Genomic DNA, 16,976 nt, shown 5'->3' on the forward strand with positions numbered 1-16,976 from the left:
TACAGTAGCGCCTTTGTTCGACACGAGCTTTGTGCATGAGCCTTCTGCGCCCTACCCTGTTGACGCTGGCATGCCTGCTGGCAGCCCCCGCCACGGCCAGTGACCTGCCCTCCCTTGGCGATGCCAGTTCCGCCATCGTTTCCCCACAGCAAGAGCACCAGCTGGGCCGCGCCTGGCTGAGCCTGGTTCGCGGCCAGGTCAGCCAGCTCGACGATCCACAGCTCAAGGACTTCGTCGAAACCAGCGTCTATCGCCTGAGCGAAACCAGCCAACTGCAGGATCGACGCCTGGAATTCGTTCTGCTCAACAGCCCACAGATCAACGCCTTTGCTGCGCCCGGTGGAATTGTCGGGGTCAACGGCGGCCTGTTTCTCTATGCGCAGACCGAAGCCGAGTACGCCTCGGTTATGGCTCACGAACTGGCGCATTTGTCACAACGCCACTTCGCTCGAGGGCTAGAAGCACAGCAGCGCATGCAGATCCCGGTGATGGCCGGACTGCTCGCGGGTATCGTCGCAGCGGCGGCTGGTGCTGGCGACCTGGGCATCGCCGCCATCGCCTCGACCCAAGCAGCAGCGATGCAGGAACAACGACGCTTCTCTCGACAAAATGAGCAGGAAGCCGACCGCATCGGCCTGGTCAACCTGGAAAAAGCCGGCTTCGATCCGCGCGCTATGCCCAGCATGTTCGAGCGCCTGATGCGCCAGTACCGCTACGATCGCAAGCCGCCGGAGTTCCTCCTCACTCACCCGGTGTCGGAATCGCGCATCGCCGACACCCGCAACCGCGCCGAGCAGTACAACGCGTCAGGGATCACTGACAGCGTGCGCTACCAGCTGATGCGCGCACGCGTGCAGCTGATCTACGAAGAAACCCCAGGTGTCGCCGCCAAACGCTTTCGCAACATGCTCGACGAGAATCCGCAGCTGGAAGCCGCCCGCTATGGCTTGGCGATTGCGCTGATCAAGAGCGGACAGCACAAAGAAGCCCGCGAAGCGTTGCAACCCCTGCTCGCCAAATCCCCCAACGACGTCACCTACAACCTGGCGCACGTTGAACTGGATATGGCTGCCAATCGCCTAGGCGACGCGCAAAGCCGGATCACCCGCTTGCTGACCCTTTATCCGAACAATTACCCCGTCAACCAGGCGCATATCGATCTGCTGATGAAGCAGGTGCGCACTCAGGAAGCCGAGCGCGCCCTCGACGACATGCTGAAAAGTCGCGGCAAAGATCCGGATGTCTGGTATCAGGTAGCCGAAGTGCGCGGCCTGAGCGGCAATACCATCGGCCTGCACCAAGCCCGTGGCGAATTCTTCGCCCTGGTCGGTGACTACAACCAGGCCCTGGAACAGCTCGACTTTGCCAAGCGCCGCGCCAGCAACAACTTCCAACTCGCCTCACGCATCGACGCCAGGCAGCGCGAGCTGATGGAAGAACAGCGCATCATCGAGCAGATGCTTCGCTAGCACTGCGCTCCCTAGAGACGAAAAAGCCAGGCAAATGCCTGGCTTTTTTATACAGCTCGCTTAAGCGTTGCCGCTCAGCTTGAGCCGCGCTGCCTGGGTAAAGTCGAGCATACGCTTGAGCGGCTTGATCGCTTTTGGGATCAATGCCGGGTCGACGAATATCTCGTTACTACCCTCACGCAAGCACTCCAAGGTGCGCTGCAGAGTATTCATGGCCATCCACGGACAATGCGCGCAACTACGGCAAGCAGCGCCGTTGCCAGCGGTGGGCGCGGCAACAAACTCCTTGTCCGGACACAGCTGCTGCATCTTGTAGAAGATGCCGGCGTCGGTGGCGACGATAAAGGTCTTGTTCGGCAGGCGCTGCGCCGCGGCGATCAGCTGACTGGTAGAACCCACTGCATCGGCCAGATCGATCACCGCTGTCGGCGACTCGGGGTGCACCAGCACGGCGGCATCCGGATACAGCGCCTTCATATCTTCCAGCTGCTTGGCTTTGAACTCTTCGTGGACGATGCAGGCACCGTCCCACAGCAGCATGTCAGCGCCGGTTTTGTTCTGGATATAACGCCCCAGGTGTTGATCCGGTGCCCAGATGATGCTTTCGCCGTTATCCATCAGGTGCTCAACAATCTCCACCGCGCAGCTGGAGGTCACCACCCAATCAGCCCGCGCCTTCACCGCCGCCGAGGTATTGGCATACACCACTACCGTGCGCTGCGGGTGCTGATCGCAGAACGCCGAAAACTCTTCCACCGGACAACCCAGATCAAGCGAGCAAGTCGCCTCAAGCGTCGGCATCAGCACGCGCTTTTCCGGATTAAGGATTTTCGCCGTTTCGCCCATGAATTTTACGCCGGCCACCAACACAGTCTGCGCCGGGTGCTGATTGCCAAAGCGTGCCATCTCCAGCGAGTCGGAAACGCAGCCGCCCGTTTCTTCGGCCAGCGCCTGCAACACCGGGTCGCAGTAATAGTGTGCGACCAGTACGGCATTTTGCTTTTTCAGCTCTGCGGCGATTTCGCTGCGGTAAAAAGCCTCTTGCTCAGGCGTGAGCGGCTTGGGCTGCTTGGCATCGAGGTGGGCTTGTACCAGCAGGCGTTCGGAAATCTGGGTCATGTCATCAGGCTCTGAATATGCTTTCAGTGCAGCGAGTATACCGCCTGCATGGCACGGCGCAGACAGCTTACGGCCAGACACAGGTAGGAAATTACAGATAAAAAAAAACCTGAAAATTCTTTTATCAGAACTTTCAGGCTTCTTTAACCTTCCGAAGAAGGGAATATGGTGGGTCGTGTGGGATTCGAACCTACGACCAATTGGTTAAAAGCCAACTGCTCTACCAACTGAGCTAACGACCCGACGCGAGGCGCATGATACTGATTTAATTCAGGAATTCAACACTTCGCGGAAAATTTTTTAGAAATAACGAGTGGGATCAACCAACCCTGCGGCAGTAAAGCCCGCTGCACGCAGACGGCAGCTGTCGCATTTACCGCAGGCACGGCCCTGATCATCAGCCTGGTAGCAAGAGACAGTCAGCGCGTAATCAACGCCCTGCTGAACGCCAGCCTGGACGATCTCGGCCTTGCTCATGGCCTGCAGTGGAGCCTGAATGCGAAAGCCCTGCCCTTCTACACCGGCCTTGGTAGCCAGATTGGCCATACGCTCGAAAGCCTCAACAAACTCCGGACGGCAATCGGGGTAACCGGAATAATCCACCGCGTTCACACCGATAAAAATATCCCGAGCGCCCAACACCTCAGCCCAACCCAACGCCAGCGACAGGAAAACCGTATTGCGCGCTGGCACGTAAGTTACCGGAATGCCTTCGGTCGGGCCTTCCGGCACCTCGATACTGGAATCAGTCAGCGCCGAGCCACCTATGCCATTCAGGTTCAGGCCGATCACCTTGTGCTCAACCACCCCCAACTGCCGTGCCACCAGCTCGGCCGCCTGCAACTCGGAGCGATGCCGCTGGCCGTAATCAAAGCTCATGGTGTAACAGCTGTAACCATCGGCTTTGGCCAACGCCACCACGGTGGCCGAATCCAGGCCACCTGACAGCAGAATTACCGCTTTCTTATCGCTCATATCAATGTCCCGGCTCATCATTCCAGAGAATCTTGTGCAGCTGCATTTGCAGGCGAACCGGCAGGTTGTCGGCAATGATCCACTCAGCCAGCGAACGCGCATCCAGCTCATGGTGACTTGGCGACATCAGCACTTCGCTAACGCGCTGATCCAGGCGGTACTGGATCAGCTTACTCACCGCCCAGTCATAGTCCTCACGGGAGCAGATCACGAACTTGACCTGATCATTCGGCGTCAGCAGGTCAATATTCTCATAGCGGTTACGCGCCACTTCGGCCGAGCCTGGGGTTTTCAGGTCGAGGACCTTGCTTACCCGCGGATCGACAGCGGAAACATCCAAAGCACCACTGGTCTCCAGTGACACCTCGTAGCCGGCATCACACAGACGCTTGAGCAAAGGGATGCAGTTGGGTTGCGCCAGCGGCTCACCACCGGTCACACAGATATAACGCGGCTTGTAGCCAGCCACCTGCAGGGCGATGGCGTCCAGCGACATGATCTCGCCACCACTGAAGGCATAGGCGGTGTCGCAGTATTGGCAACGCAGAGGACAGCCGGTCAGGCGAACGAACACAGTCGGCAAGCCGGCGGTGCGCGTCTCGCCCTGCAGCGAGTAGAAAATCTCGGTAATGCGCAGGGTATCTTGCATATCAGCCACGGGCGTGACAGCTAAACAGGCTGTCCGCCTCCGTTGCGGGAAAAGGGGCGCGGATTGTATACGAAATAGATTAAGGGTGAAATTTTTAACGTCGCGCGGCGACGGACAGAGACTGACCGCCAGGATGGCTGGCCATAAAAATCTGGTAGAACTTTAACGCTACTCAGCAACCACCCCGTGGGGGAAATGCAGTAATAGCTGCCAATAAAAAACCCGCGCTAAGCGCGGGTTTCTTGATCAAGCATTCAGCTCTTAAGGCAAGCGCTGCAAATCACGCTGCGCCAGCTGAGCTGCCGAGCTGCCTGGGTACTGCGCAATTACTTGCTGCAGAATGCCCTTGGCTTTGTCACTGTTACCCAGACGCTGCTCGACATCAGCCAGTTTGAACAGCGAATCCGGCACTTTGGCGTGGCTCGGGTAAGTCTGACTGACCCGCGCAAAGGCCTGGCCAGCGCCCTGTAAATCACCCTTAGCCAGATTTACCTCGCCCAGCCAATACTGCGCGTTGCCAGCGTACTGACTATTGGGATATTTGCGCAAGAAAGCGGCAAAAGCCTGACTGGCTTTGTCGAAGTCCTTGGCTTTGATCAAATCAAAGGCCGCTTCGTAAAACAGCTTTTCCTTTGCTGGATCGACCGGCTCATTACTGGCCGGCGCTTGTGCCTGCCCCGCCGCTGGCGGAGTAGGCGTACCACCGGCATTAATTGCACCGGCAGTTGAAGAATTCTGGCCGACTGCAGCCCCTGCTGCACCACCACTCACACGTCGATCAAGATCCTGATAACGCTCCAGGCTTTCTTGTTTCAGACGCTGAATTTCATTCTGTTGCTCTTCCAGCGTACCGCGCAGCTGAGCGATCTCTTCCTGCATCTGCTGCAACTGGTTGAACAGCATGCCCTGCGCCGTGACAGGGGCAGCAGCCCCTGTCGCGACGGAGGTGCCGGACGTACCGTAACCAGCAGGCGGGTAACTGCTGCCGTAACCGGCATTGCTATCCACCACGGGAACCTCAGCCCACGCCGCAAGCGGCAGGCTGAGCGCCAAAACGGTTAAAGCACGTCGGCACGTACGCATATCGAATTACTTACGCAGTTCGACGCGACGGTTTTGAGCCCAGGAGGACTCGTCGTTGCCAGTGGCGATTGCGCGCTCTTCACCGTAGGAAACCAGTTCCAGTTGAGCTGGCGAAACGCCCTGCAGTACCAGGTAACGCTGCACAGCTTTGGCGCGACGCTCGCCCAGAGCCATGTTGTATTCACGAGTACCGCGCTCGTCAGCGTGGCCTTCCAGAACTACGCGAGCGCCATTGCCTTGCAGGTCTTTGGCGTGCACGTCCAGAGCGCGCATGGCCTCTGGCTTCAGGTCGGAGCTGTCGTATTCGAAGTAGAAGGTGGTGATAGCGCGCAGAGCAGCTTCTTCGCTCAGGCTGCCATCAACAGCGCCAGTGTTGGCACCGTAACCAGCGTTAGGATCGGTAGCGCCTTCGCCAGCAGCGTCGCCGCCTTTCGAGGAGCAACCAACTGCAACGGCCAGAGCCAGGCTCAGCGCGGCGAACTTACCAAATTTCAGCATTTCCATCATGTAACTCCTAATGAACCCCAGTGTGTTAAGCAGTATTTCAAACAACAACGGTGTAGCGCCGCATCAGTTCAGGTAAGGGGACCAAGAAGGCTCTCGAACTTCGCCTTGAGCGGTAGGAAGAGGGAGCCTCACGCGCCCATTGGTGGACGCTAATACCAAGACTCCCCGACCCTGCTGGCGGGTGGCGTAGATTACCATGGTGCCGTTAGGCGCAACAGTAGGCGACTCATCCAGACTGGTGTCTGAAAGTATCCGCAAATTGCCGCGCTGCAGGTCTTGCGCCGCCACTTTGAACACGGTGTAACCATCCTGGCGGTGGATCATGACCAGGGTCTTTTCATCAGCGGAAAGTTTCGGGTTGGCGTTGTAGTTACCGATAAAGGTCACACGCTCTGCCGAACCACCATTGATGTTGGTTTTATAGATCTGCGGCTTACCGGAACGATCCGAGGTGAAGTAAAGGGTCTGACCGTCCTTACCCCAGAATGGTTCGGTATCAATCGATGGCTGATTGGTCACACGGCGCAGCTGGCGAGTGCCCATGTCCATCACGTAGATTTCCGGGTTGCCGTCACGCGACAGCACAAACGCCAAGCGGTTACCGTCCGGCGACCAGGCTGGCGCGCCATTCAGGCCTTCAAAATTGGTGATCTGCTCGCGGCGACCGGTATCGATGTGCTGGACGAAAATGCGCGGACGCTTCTGCTCGAACGAGACGTAAGCGATACGACGACCATCCGGAGCGAACGATGGCGAGAGGATCGGCTCACGCGACTGAAGCAGAGTTACTGCACGGGCGCCGTCATAGTCGGAGCGCTGCAGGGTGTAGCGAGTGTTGTTGACCGCAAAACGCTCGGCAGTCACATACAACATGCGCGTCGAGAACGCACCCTTAACGCCGGTGAGCTTCTCGAAGGACTGATCGGCGATATGGTGCGCCATATCACGCAACTGGTCGACACCGCCACCCACGCTGCCGGTCATGACCTGCTGCTGAGTGGTGACGTTGAACAAGGCGAACTGGATCTGCAGACGACCAGCGTTCGGCACAATGTTGCCGACCAGTACGTACTGCGCACCCAACGCTTGCCAATCACGGTAGATCACTTCAGCTGCCTGAGTCGGCAGGCTGATCATGTTCTGCCGCGGGATCGGCTCGAATACGCCGGAATTGCGCAGGTCATTGCCGATGATTTCAGCCATATCCTCGGGCAACACACTGCCACCCTGCCAGCCAAACGGCACTACGGCGATGGGGGTGGCACGGTCAGTACCACTGCTGATCACCAGCGGGTCAGCGGCCTGAACAGTACCGACCAACAAGGTCAGACCGAACAGAACAATACGCATCAGGGTATTCACAGACCTAAATCCTCCGGTTTGAAGACAGCGCGACGCTGCCGGTATAGGCGATCAAAAGTGGCTCTATCCAGTTGCTGCATTTCAGCAATACGGCCCACGTTACGCACCGCCTGTACAGCAGAGTTATCAAATGGCGAGTCGCCACTGGAGCGCGTCACGCTGGCATTAGTAATGGTGCCATCAGGCAGCATTTCGATCAGTACTTCTACACTCATGCCATTACGCGCAGATGGCGGACGCCGCCATTGCTGGCTGACCAGCATGACAATCAAATCATCCAGACTGCCAGCGACTTCATCGCCGACCGTGTCAGCGATTGCCTGCTGACGCCCGACATCCTCAGACAGCAACTCGGCCAGTGCGGCAGCCTTCTTGTCTTCTACAGCTTTACGCTGCGCCGCTTCTGCCGCCTTTTTCTTGGCGTCATCCGCTTTTTTCTTCTTTGCAGCTTCAGCGGCGGCTTTCTTCTTCGCCTCTTCTGCCGCTTTTTTCTTAGCATCTTCAGCGGCTTTTTTCTTCGCCGCCTCATCCGCGGCTTTCTTCTTGGCTACATCAGCGAGCTTCTTCTGCTCAGCAGCCTTTTTGTCAGCCTCGGCTTTTTTGGCCTCTTGGGCTTTCTGAGCCTCTTGCGCTTTCTTTTGTTCCGCCGCCTTGGCCGCTACTTTTTCCTGCTCAGCTTTTTTCTGCTCAAGCTGCTCAGTTTCGTACACAGGAGCGGTGGTTTTCTTGGTTTCGCCCGCGATCTTCTGATTAGTCTGAGTGGTGGCCTGGCTTTGTGATTGCAGCTTGTACAGGGTGGCTTGTACCACCGGCTTGGCCGGCGGCAGATCCGGGGCAAAGGCGAAACTGACGAACAACATGGCAAACATGATGACGTGCAGGCCCACAGCCCAGACAACCGGCCAAAACAGACTTTCCGAAGGCGAGCGTTCGCGCTGGTCGTGCATCAGGGGGCCTCAGTGATCAGCCCGACGTTACCCACGTCAGCCTGCTGCAAACCGCCCATGGCCGCCATGATGGTGCCGTAATCAACGGTTTTGTCGCCGCGCACAAACACCTGAACCTGCTTACCGGTGGCCCGGCTCTGGCTGATGATCGCCGTCACCGCGCGGGTCATCTCTTCCAATGTCAGCGATTTGTCCTGAACTGTGTCGACATCGACTTCCGTGCCCATATTCCAGTAATAGGTCTTGTCGGCCTTGATCGAGATGGTCAACACCTGCGCGTTGTTATCTTGCGGCAGGGCTTCACTGCTGACTTTCGGCAGATCGACCTTGACCCCCTGGTTGAGCATGGGCGCGGTCACCATAAAAATCACCAGCAGTACCAACATCACATCGATGTAAGGCACCACGTTCATCTCGGCGACGGGCTTGCGTCTGTTGCGAATTCTGGCCATGACTTAAAACCTTTCTTAAGAGCGCCTAAGGCTTAGTCGTCGCTGGTGTGGACTTTACGGTGCAAAATCGCCTGGAACTCGTCAGCGAAGGTGTAATAACGACCGATCAGCATTTCGCCACGGGCGGCGAAACGGTTGTAGGCAATAACTGCAGGAATCGCGGCAAACAAACCAATAGCAGTAGCAATCAGCGCCTCAGCAATACCGGGCGCCACAGTAGCCAGCGTCGCTTGCTGCACCTGAGCCAGACCACGGAAGGAGTTCATGATGCCCCACACGGTACCGAACAGGCCGATGTACGGGCTGGTGGAGCCAACCGTGGCGAGAAACGGCAGGCTCTGCTCAAGCTTCTCTTCTTCACGCGAGATGGCCACACGCATGGCACGCGCTACGGCATCCATCACTGCATCCGGATCGACACCGGCCTGCTGACGCAGGCGCGAGAATTCTTTAAAACCAGCGCGAAAGATCTGCTCCAGACCAGAGTCTGGGTCCGGATTGCTGCCCGCCTGGCGGTATAGCTTGGACAGATCAATACCCGACCAGAAGCGCTCTTCGAAGTTATCTAGGGCGCGCTTGGCTGCACGCAGCAGCGCGGTGCGCTGAAAGATCATGACCCAGGACATGACCGATGCGGCCACCAGTGTCAGCATTACCAGTTGCACCACCAGACTGGCGTTGCTGATCAGACTCCACATCGACATGTGGTCAACGGCGTTGGCTTCCACGCTTACTCTCCTGCTCTAGATGTACCCGCGCCGCCCTGCCCGGCAAAGGCCGTGTGCAGAGCTTGGGGAATAGCCCGGGGTTTCAAATTGTCGGCGCGCACACAGGCCACCATAAACTGCCCTTCACACAGCAGCACATCATCCGTTGCTCGCCTGACCTGTTGACGAAAACGCAGGCTGGCACGGTTTAATTCAATGACTTCAGCGCTTACCAGCAACTCGTCGTCGAGCTTGGCTGGCGCGTGGTAGCGCGCTTCAGCCGAATGCACAACGAACAACAGGCCCTCCTCGGCCAACGTCGACTGGAGAAAGCCCAGATCACGTAGGCGCTCGGTACGAGCCCGTTCCATAAATTTGAGGTAATTGACGTAGTAGACGATGCCGCCTGCATCAGTGTCTTCGAAATAAACCCGACAACGATGGGTGAACGGCGTAACTCCGTTTTGCGCGCGCATACTCTAGTGCCAGCTCCTGATCTTGCCAATCGTCTTCGACAAGTATTTTTTGTTAATCATCATCACGCTCGAACAAGTCAGCCGTGGGCAGCTCACCCATGCGCTTGGGTATGTTCAGGCCAAAGTGCAAGTAGGCATGCCGAGTCACCACCCGACCGCGCGGGGTGCGCATGATGTAACCCTGCTGAATCAGATAGGGTTCAAGCACGTCCTCAATGGTGTGGCGTTCTTCACTGATGGCAGCCGCGAGGTTATCGATGCCCACCGGCCCGCCGTCAAACTTCTCGATCATGGTCAGCAGTAAACGTCGGTCCTGGTGATCAAAGCCACGCTCGTCAACATCCAGCAGATTCAGCGCCAGGTCGGCGATCTCACGGGTGATATCGCCTTGCGCACGCACCTCGGCGAAGTCGCGCACACGGCGCAGCAGACGGTTGGCAATCCGTGGTGTACCGCGGGCGCGTCGGGCAATCTCAAAGGCGCCGTGTGGCTCGATGGGCAGGCCGAGAATCCCCGCCGAACGCATGACAATGGTGGCCAGGTCTTCGGTGTTATAGAACTCCAACCGCTGGACGATGCCGAAGCGATCACGCAAGGGGTTGGTCAACATGCCGGCGCGCGTGGTGGCGCCGACCAGGGTAAACGGCGGCAGATCAAGCTTGATCGAGCGCGCAGCCGGGCCTTCGCCGATCATAATGTCGAGCTGGAAGTCTTCCATAGCCGGGTACAGCACTTCTTCGACAATCGGCGACAGGCGATGAATTTCATCGATAAACAGCACATCACCCGGCTCCAGATTTGTCAGCAACGCCGCCAGATCACCCGGCCGCTCCAGCACCGGGCCCGAGGTGCTCTTGATCGAGACATTCATTTCCTGGGCGATGATATTGGCCAAAGTGGTCTTACCCAGACCGGGCGGACCGAAGATCAGTGTGTGATCGAGCGCTTCGCTGCGCCCACGGGCCGCCTGGATAAACAACTCCATCTGCTCGCGCACACTCGGCTGGCCAATGTATTCGGCCAGCTTAAGTGGGCGAATGGCACGGTCAACTTGCTCATCACGGTCACGCGGGGCAGCAGTAATCAGGCGATCAGCTTCTAGCACTAGACCATTCCCTTCAGGGCTCGACGAATCATATCTTCACTGCTCAAACCGTCTTCCTTAATAGCTGAGACGGCGCGACTGGCTTCCTGGGGTTTGTAGCCGAGCGAAATGAGTGCACTGACTGCATCATTCTCCGCGCTTGTGACTGCACTACCGCCGCGAGGTTCCACCACCAGGTGCGACATGCCCGGCACGGTTTCCCAGGCTTTGAAGCGGTCTTTCAGCTCAACCAGCAGGCGTTCGGCGGTTTTCTTGCCAACACCCGGAATTTTCACCAACACCGACGTGTCTTGCGCTTGCACGCAACGCACCAACTCATCCACCTCCAGGCCGGACATCAGCGCCAACGCCAGCTTCGGACCAACGCCATTAAGGCGAATCAGCTCACGAAACAACTCACGCTCACGCTTCTCAAAAAAGCCATACAGCAGATGCGCATCCTCGCGCACCACCAGATGGGTGTGCAGGGTCAGTGGCTCGCCCACTGCGGGCAAACGGTACAGGGTGGTCATGGGCACTTCCAGCTCATAACCCAAACCATTTATGTCAATAATCACATGCGGCGGCTGCTTTTCCGCCAAGGTGCCACGCAAACGTCCGATCACCGCAACTTTCCTTAAAAATGACGTTACAAACGAAGGCGACCGGCGCGCCGCTTTGCACCGACCAGGCCATGAGGAATCAGACTCTGACGATGGTGGGCATGACACAGAGCAATCGCCAAGGCGTCAGAAGCATCGATCTGTGGCTTCTGCACCAGCTTGAGCAGGTGCATGACCATCATCTGCACTTGCTCCTTATCCGCGCCACCGGTGCCGGCAATGGCCTGTTTGACCTGAGTCGCGGTGTATTCGGCAATATCCAGCCCCGCCTCAATACCCGCAACGATGGCCACACCGCGCGCCTGACCGAGCTTGAGCGCTGAATCCGGGTTGCGCGCCATAAACACCTGCTCGATGCCCATGGTCACCGGCCCGTAGCTTTCAATCACCTCGCGTACACCGCGAAACACCACCTGCAGACGCTCTGGCATCGAACCGTTGCCCGTACGAATACAGCCAGAGGCAACATATTCGCAGTTACGCCCGGTATCACGCACCACGCCGTAACCGGTGATACGCGAGCCCGGGTCGATGCCAAGGATCAAGGTCATGCCTTCCGCCCACTCAAGGCACCAGCCACTTAGCCGGCACACTGTCTATTTATCCAGCTCGCGAGTATAGAGCTCGCCTGCGCCCACGTCATCCGGCGCAGGTTATAAAAATGACCGCGCATCATTCATATCGGGTCACAGCGGCATGCCGCCTAGCAGCCTGGACAACCAGACATAAAAAAACCGGAGCGCTCAGGCCAATGACCTGAATACCTCCGGCTCTGCTCTGCCCGCAAACACTCAGCCAAGCTGCTCCATGAGCTCGTCAGGAATCTCAGCGTTGTGATAAACCTCCTGCACATCATCGAGGTCTTCGAGCATGTCGATCAGCTTGATGACCTTCTGCGCAGTTTCCAGGTCGGTAATCGGTGCACTGATCGACGGGATCATGGCGATTTCCGCCTCAGCAGCCTTGAAGCCAGCCGCACTGAGCGCCTCGTTGACCCCATGGAAATCAGCAAAGCTGGTGGACACCAGCGCCGAGCCATCTTCAGCCATCTCGACATCGTCAGCACCGGCCTCCAGCGCAGCTTCCATCAAGGCATCTTCGCTCACGCCCGTGGCAAAGCTGATCTGCCCTTTGCGGTCGAACATATAAGCGACCGAACCGTCAGTACCCAGGTTGCCGCCACACTTGCTGAAGGCATGTCGCACTTCGGCTGCGGTGCGATTGCGGTTGTCGGTCATGGCCTCGACGATGATTGCCACACCGCCCGGCGCATAGCCTTCGTAGCTCAGCTCGGCAACGTTGTCGGCTTCGTTATTACCAGCACCGCGGGCAATGGCGCGGTCGATTACATCGCGCGACATGTTGTTGGTCAGCGCCTTGTCCACCGCTAGACGCAGACGCGGGTTGTCCGCCGGGATCGGACCGCCATGCTTGGAAGCGACCGTAAGCTCACGAATCAGCTTGGTAAAGATCTTGCCGCGCTTGGCGTCCTGACGCCCTTTGCGATGCTTGATGTTGGCCCACTTGGAATGACCAGCCATAACTCACTCCGGTTATTTCACATTCGATTTCGAGGCGTGAGAGTTCGAGTCTCTCAGGCGCTATAAAGAAGAAGCCTGGTAAACCAGGCTTCTTGTGACGCTTTATTCCGCTTTCGGCTGCTCGCGCAGGCGAATATGCAGTTCACGCAGCGACTTGTTGTCCACCTCACCCGGCGCCTGAGTCATCACACAGGCCGCGCTCTGGGTTTTCGGGAAGGCAATCACTTCGCGGATCGACTGCGCACCGGTCATCAGCATCACCAGGCGATCCAGGCCGAAGGCCAGACCACCATGGGGAGGTGCGCCGAACTTCAGGGCATCAAGGAGGAAACCGAACTTCTCCTGCTGCTCGTCTTCGCTGATGCCCAGCACACGGAACACAGTCTGTTGCATGGCCTTATCGTGGATACGGATCGAACCGCCACCCAGCTCAGTGCCGTTAAGCACCATGTCATAGGCACGCGACAGCGCCGCGGACGGGTTGGCCGCCAGCTCTTCAGGCGTGCACTTGGGCGCAGTGAACGGGTGGTGCATGGCGGTCAGGCTGCCGTCGTCGTTCTCTTCGAACATCGGGAAGTCGACCACCCACAGCGGCGCCCATTCGCAGGTCAGCAGGCTCAGGTCATGACCGAGCTTGATGCGCAGCGCGCCCAGGGCTTCGCTGACGATCTTCGCCTTGTCGGCGCCGAAGAACACGATGTCGCCATCCACGGCGCCGACGCGATCGAGGATCACATTGATGTTATCCAGGGGGATGTTCTTGACGATCGGCGACTGCAGGCCTTCGACGCCAGCGGCGCGCTCATTGACCTTGATGTAGGCCAGACCTTTGGCGCCGTAAATGCCAACGAACTTGGTGTATTCGTCGATCTTGCTGCGCGGCATGCTCGCCCCGCCTGGTACGCGTAGCGCGGTAACGCGGCACTTGGGATCGTTGGCCGGGCCGGCGAAGACTTTAAAGTCGACATCTTTCAGCTGGTCAGCCACATCCACCAGTTCCAGCGGGTTGCGCAGGTCCGGCTTGTCGGAACCGAAACGACGCATGGCTTCGGCCAGGGTCATATGCGGCAGCTCGCCGAACTCGACGTCCAGCACTTCCTTGAACAGCTGACGAATCATCTTCTCGGTGATGGCCATGATGTCGGCTTCATCGAGGAAGCTGGTTTCGATGTCGATCTGGGTGAATTCCGGCTGGCGGTCGGCACGCAGGTCTTCGTCGCGGAAGCACTTGGCGATTTGGTAGTAACGGTCGAAGCCTGCGACCATCAGCAGTTGCTTGAACAGCTGCGGCGATTGCGGCAGAGCGAAGAAGCTGCCGGCGTGGGTGCGGCTCGGCACCAGGTAGTCACGTGCGCCTTCCGGGGTGGCGCGGGTGAGGATCGGCGTTTCCACATCGAGGAAGCCGTTGTCATCCAGGTAGCGACGGATGCTGCTGGTGATGCTCGAACGCAGCTTCAACTTGGCCGCCATTTCCGGACGACGCAGGTCGATAAAGCGGTAGCGCAGACGAGTTTCTTCGCCCACATCGGTGTATTCATTGAGCGGGAACGGCGGGGTTTCCGCTTCGTTGAGCACTTCCAACTCATAACCCAGCACTTCGATAGCGCCGGAGGCCATGTTGGCGTTGCCGGCACCGGCCGGACGCAGACGCACCTTACCGGTGATCTTGACCACGTATTCGCTGCGCACCTTGTCGGCGGTTGCGAAGGTCGCCGCGCGATCCGGGTCGAATACCACCTGGGCCAGACCTTCACGGTCACGAATGTCGAGGAAAATCACCCCGCCATGGTCACGACGGCGATGTACCCAACCGCAAAGGGTGACTTCCTGGCCGTCCAGGCTCTCGTTCAGTTGGCCGCAATAATGGCTGCGCATCATGGTGGTGGTCGCTTCTCTTGAGTCTTGAATTCGTTGGGCCGCAATGAATGCGACGCTCGTGGGCCGGTCAACCGGCTGGCGCAGGCGCCATTTTCCGCAATTGTGCTGCCTTTAAGGGGCGCGAAACGATCAGCGGCGCATACGCAGCCCACTGTTCGCCCGACAAAAGCGGCAAAGCGCGGGATTATATATGGTTAAGCCGCCACTTGCAGCCGCCGCCCCACGCGCTTTTGTCAGCCCTTCCTATACTCAGGCATGCAGCTCTTTAACTGTCGATAAGTGGAGAGGCTTATGGCCACACCGAACCTGGCTGAAATACCCAGCGATTTGCTGGCTGACTTTCGCCTGGAATCCAGCGAACAATTCCAGCGTTGCGAGCAATTACTGATCGAGCTTGAGCACGCGCCCGATGACCGCGAGCGCCTGCGTGAACTATTTCGCCTGGTACACACCCTCAAGGGCAACCTGGGCTATATAGGCCTGGATTCGCTGATGAGTGTGCCGCAGGCTATGGAAGATGTGCTGTCGTGCCTGCGCGAAGGCCAGTTGCACTTCGACAGCCTACTCGGCGATATCCTGCTACTGACCCTCGACCACCTGAAAGAACAGATCCGCCATGCCCTTGGGGGCCAAGCGCCACAGCTTAGTCCAGCTCAAAGCAAGGCACTCAGCCGTTCTCTCAGCGCACTGGCTATCGCGCCAACAAGCCAACAAATCGGCATCCGCAGCGCACTGCTTCAAGAGCTTGATCCCAGCTCCAAACCTCCTGAGGTTGTTGCTGCAGACAACCCAGCTGCCGCTGATCTACTCAGGCGCTACGGCATCGAACCCGACGCTGACCTGCTGTTCTTTGTCGACCTGATGCAAGCCAGCGAACGCCGCTCACACTTCTGGCAAGGTCGCGGCCTGCGCCAGCTTGACCTGGCCCTGGCGATCAACCAAATGGGCGGCAACCCAGAACAACCGGAGCAACTGGCCGCAGCCATTTGCCTGCACGACCTGGGCATGGCTTTTCTGCCACTGGAGATGCTGCACAAGGAAGCCCACTTTAACCGCGAAGAGCGCCGGCAAATGCAATCCCATCCGCGGCTCGCCTACTACCTGCTCAAGCGGATGCCACGCTGGGATGCTGCGGCTGAAATAACGGTGCAGCATCAGGAGCACGCCGACGGCAGCGGTTACCCTAAAGGCCTGAAAGAGATCGAAACCAGCCCCGGCGCCCTGATAATCAATATCGTCGACACCTTTGAAGCCCGCACCCATGAGCGCGCGCACCAGACTCTGAATAAACGCCCACTCCTGCGCGCCATTTTGGAAATCAACAACCTCGCCGGGCGGCAGTTCAGCGCGCACTGGGTCGAGCTATTCAACCAGACCCTGCAACAGCACCCAGAACTGGCACATCGTTAACCCAAGAAAAATTGAACCCACACCCCTTAATAGCCTCCAATCATCACTCGCATTGATATAAACCACGATAAAGCTCGGTAAAACCCATGGTAGTCTCTGCCCATTATGCGGGCAGCCAAACCCCGAGCCACCTGAGAGGAGAAATGGTATGGAAATCAATATTGGAATTGCCGAACAGGACCGCGCAGCCATCGCCGAAGGCCTGTCGCGCTTACTCGCAGACACCTACACCCTGTACCTGAAAACCCACAATTTTCATTGGAACGTCACAGGCCCGATGTTCAACACTCTGCACTTAATGTTTGAGGGCCAGTACACCGAACTGTCGCTGGCCGTCGACCAGATTGCCGAACGTATTCGTGCCCTGGGGTTCCCAGCGCCCGGTACCTACGCTGCTTACGCCCGACTCTCCTCGATCAAAGAAGAGGAAGGCGTACCAAGCGCACAAGATATGATCAAGCAGCTCGTTCAGGGTCAGGAAGCTGTAGTACGTACAGCCCGTGGCATCTTCCCACTGCTGGACAAAGTCAGCGACGAGCCCACTGCGGACCTGTTGACCCAGCGCATGCAGGTGCATGAAAAAACCGCTTGGATGCTGCGCAGCCTTCTAGCCGCGTAGGTAAATCATGCAAAAGGCCCGTATCTGCGGGCCTTTTGCTAGGCGCTTACCCAGCAGCTGTTCTATGCTTTGGTC

17 protein-coding genes, 1 tRNA gene and 1 pseudogene are annotated in these 16,976 nt (G+C 58.1%); 3 read left to right on the forward strand and 16 right to left on the reverse strand.

The window, feature by feature from the left end; all coding sequences use genetic code 11:
• Positions 1-35 precede the first annotated feature (35 nt).
• Positions 36-1,469: a M48 family metalloprotease gene (locus ALTER154_RS12635; protein WP_160087514.1), complete on the forward strand. Its 1,434-nt coding sequence runs from the start codon at positions 36-38 to the stop codon at positions 1,467-1,469.
• Positions 1,470-1,529: 60 nt separating this feature from the next.
• Here ALTER154_RS12635 and nadA read toward each other — a convergent pair whose 3' ends face one another.
• The 16 genes and pseudogenes from nadA to aspS form a co-directional block, all read right to left on the reverse strand.
• Positions 1,530-2,588, reverse strand: a complete 1,059-nt coding sequence (gene nadA, locus ALTER154_RS12640; RefSeq protein WP_160087516.1) for a quinolinate synthase NadA — start codon at positions 2,586-2,588, stop codon at positions 1,530-1,532.
• Positions 2,589-2,754: 166 nt separating this feature from the next.
• Positions 2,755-2,830 (reverse strand) — tRNA-Lys (locus tag ALTER154_RS12645).
• A 58-nt stretch (positions 2,831-2,888) separates the two neighbouring features.
• Positions 2,889-3,563 (reverse strand): 7-cyano-7-deazaguanine synthase QueC, encoded by a 675-nt coding sequence (gene queC, locus ALTER154_RS12650; protein ID WP_160087518.1) that lies wholly within the window; start codon positions 3,561-3,563, stop codon positions 2,889-2,891.
• Between the two features lies 1 nt (position 3,564).
• Entirely contained in the window at positions 3,565-4,212 is a 648-nt protein-coding gene (gene queE / locus ALTER154_RS12655) for a 7-carboxy-7-deazaguanine synthase QueE (protein ID WP_160087520.1), read from the reverse strand.
• 261 nt (positions 4,213-4,473) lie between these two features.
• Positions 4,474-5,295: a tol-pal system protein YbgF gene (ybgF, locus tag ALTER154_RS12660; RefSeq protein ID WP_160087522.1), complete on the reverse strand. Its 822-nt coding sequence runs from the start codon at positions 5,293-5,295 to the stop codon at positions 4,474-4,476.
• 6 nt (positions 5,296-5,301) lie between these two features.
• On the reverse strand, positions 5,302-5,799 hold the full coding sequence (pal, locus tag ALTER154_RS12665; protein ID WP_090252626.1) for a peptidoglycan-associated lipoprotein Pal: 498 nt from the start codon (positions 5,797-5,799) through the stop codon (positions 5,302-5,304).
• A gap of 66 nt (positions 5,800-5,865) precedes the next feature.
• Positions 5,866-7,164 carry a Tol-Pal system beta propeller repeat protein TolB gene (tolB, locus tag ALTER154_RS12670; protein ID WP_160087524.1) on the reverse strand — a complete coding sequence of 433 codons (1,299 nt, stop codon included), beginning with the start codon at positions 7,162-7,164 and terminating at the stop codon, positions 5,866-5,868.
• On the reverse strand, positions 7,161-8,111 hold the full coding sequence (gene tolA / locus ALTER154_RS12675) for a cell envelope integrity protein TolA (RefSeq protein ID WP_160087526.1): 951 nt from the start codon (positions 8,109-8,111) through the stop codon (positions 7,161-7,163). The genes tolB and tolA overlap by 4 nt, the downstream gene beginning before the upstream one ends.
• The gene (tolR, locus tag ALTER154_RS12680) at positions 8,111-8,563 is read right to left on the reverse strand and encodes a protein TolR (RefSeq protein WP_160087528.1); all 453 of its coding nucleotides are present in this window, start codon (positions 8,561-8,563) and stop codon (positions 8,111-8,113) included. Before tolR ends, tolA begins: the two co-directional genes overlap by 1 nt.
• A 32-nt stretch (positions 8,564-8,595) precedes the next feature.
• A complete protein-coding gene (tolQ, locus tag ALTER154_RS12685; RefSeq protein ID WP_090252616.1) occupies positions 8,596-9,291 on the reverse strand; it encodes a protein TolQ in 696 nt (231 codons plus the stop codon).
• Positions 9,272-9,746: pseudogene (gene ybgC / locus ALTER154_RS12690) on the reverse strand (tol-pal system-associated acyl-CoA thioesterase). The gene tolQ and the pseudogene ybgC overlap by 20 nt, the downstream one beginning before the upstream one ends.
• 52 nt (positions 9,747-9,798) lie before the next feature.
• Positions 9,799-10,851, reverse strand: a complete 1,053-nt coding sequence (ruvB, locus tag ALTER154_RS12695) for a Holliday junction branch migration DNA helicase RuvB (RefSeq protein WP_160087532.1) — start codon at positions 10,849-10,851, stop codon at positions 9,799-9,801.
• Entirely contained in the window at positions 10,851-11,456 is a 606-nt protein-coding gene (gene ruvA / locus ALTER154_RS12700; protein ID WP_160087534.1) for a Holliday junction branch migration protein RuvA, read from the reverse strand. The genes ruvB and ruvA overlap by 1 nt, the downstream gene beginning before the upstream one ends.
• A gap of 23 nt (positions 11,457-11,479) precedes the next feature.
• Positions 11,480-12,004 carry a crossover junction endodeoxyribonuclease RuvC gene (gene ruvC / locus ALTER154_RS12705; protein WP_160087536.1) on the reverse strand — a complete coding sequence of 175 codons (525 nt, stop codon included), beginning with the start codon at positions 12,002-12,004 and terminating at the stop codon, positions 11,480-11,482.
• A 240-nt stretch (positions 12,005-12,244) separates the two neighbouring features.
• Positions 12,245-12,994 carry a YebC/PmpR family DNA-binding transcriptional regulator gene (locus ALTER154_RS12710; protein WP_160087538.1) on the reverse strand — a complete coding sequence of 250 codons (750 nt, stop codon included), beginning with the start codon at positions 12,992-12,994 and terminating at the stop codon, positions 12,245-12,247.
• A 102-nt stretch (positions 12,995-13,096) separates the two neighbouring features.
• Positions 13,097-14,872, reverse strand: coding sequence for an aspartate--tRNA ligase (aspS, locus tag ALTER154_RS12715; protein WP_160087540.1), 1,776 nt, complete (start codon positions 14,870-14,872; stop codon positions 13,097-13,099).
• Between the two features lie 291 nt (positions 14,873-15,163).
• Here aspS and ALTER154_RS12720 point away from each other — a divergent pair, with 291 nt between their 5' ends.
• Both ALTER154_RS12720 and ALTER154_RS12725 read left to right on the forward strand, forming a co-directional pair.
• Positions 15,164-16,282: an HD domain-containing phosphohydrolase gene (locus tag ALTER154_RS12720; protein WP_160087542.1), complete on the forward strand. Its 1,119-nt coding sequence runs from the start codon at positions 15,164-15,166 to the stop codon at positions 16,280-16,282.
• A 148-nt stretch (positions 16,283-16,430) separates the two neighbouring features.
• Positions 16,431-16,901, forward strand: a complete 471-nt coding sequence (locus ALTER154_RS12725; protein WP_160087544.1) for a Dps family protein — start codon at positions 16,431-16,433, stop codon at positions 16,899-16,901.
• Positions 16,902-16,976: the final 75 nt, after the last annotated feature.

This window comes from Pseudomonas sp. 9AZ, from assembly GCF_902506525.1.
In the GTDB taxonomy this organism is placed as follows: domain Bacteria; phylum Pseudomonadota; class Gammaproteobacteria; order Pseudomonadales; family Pseudomonadaceae; genus Aquipseudomonas; species Aquipseudomonas peli.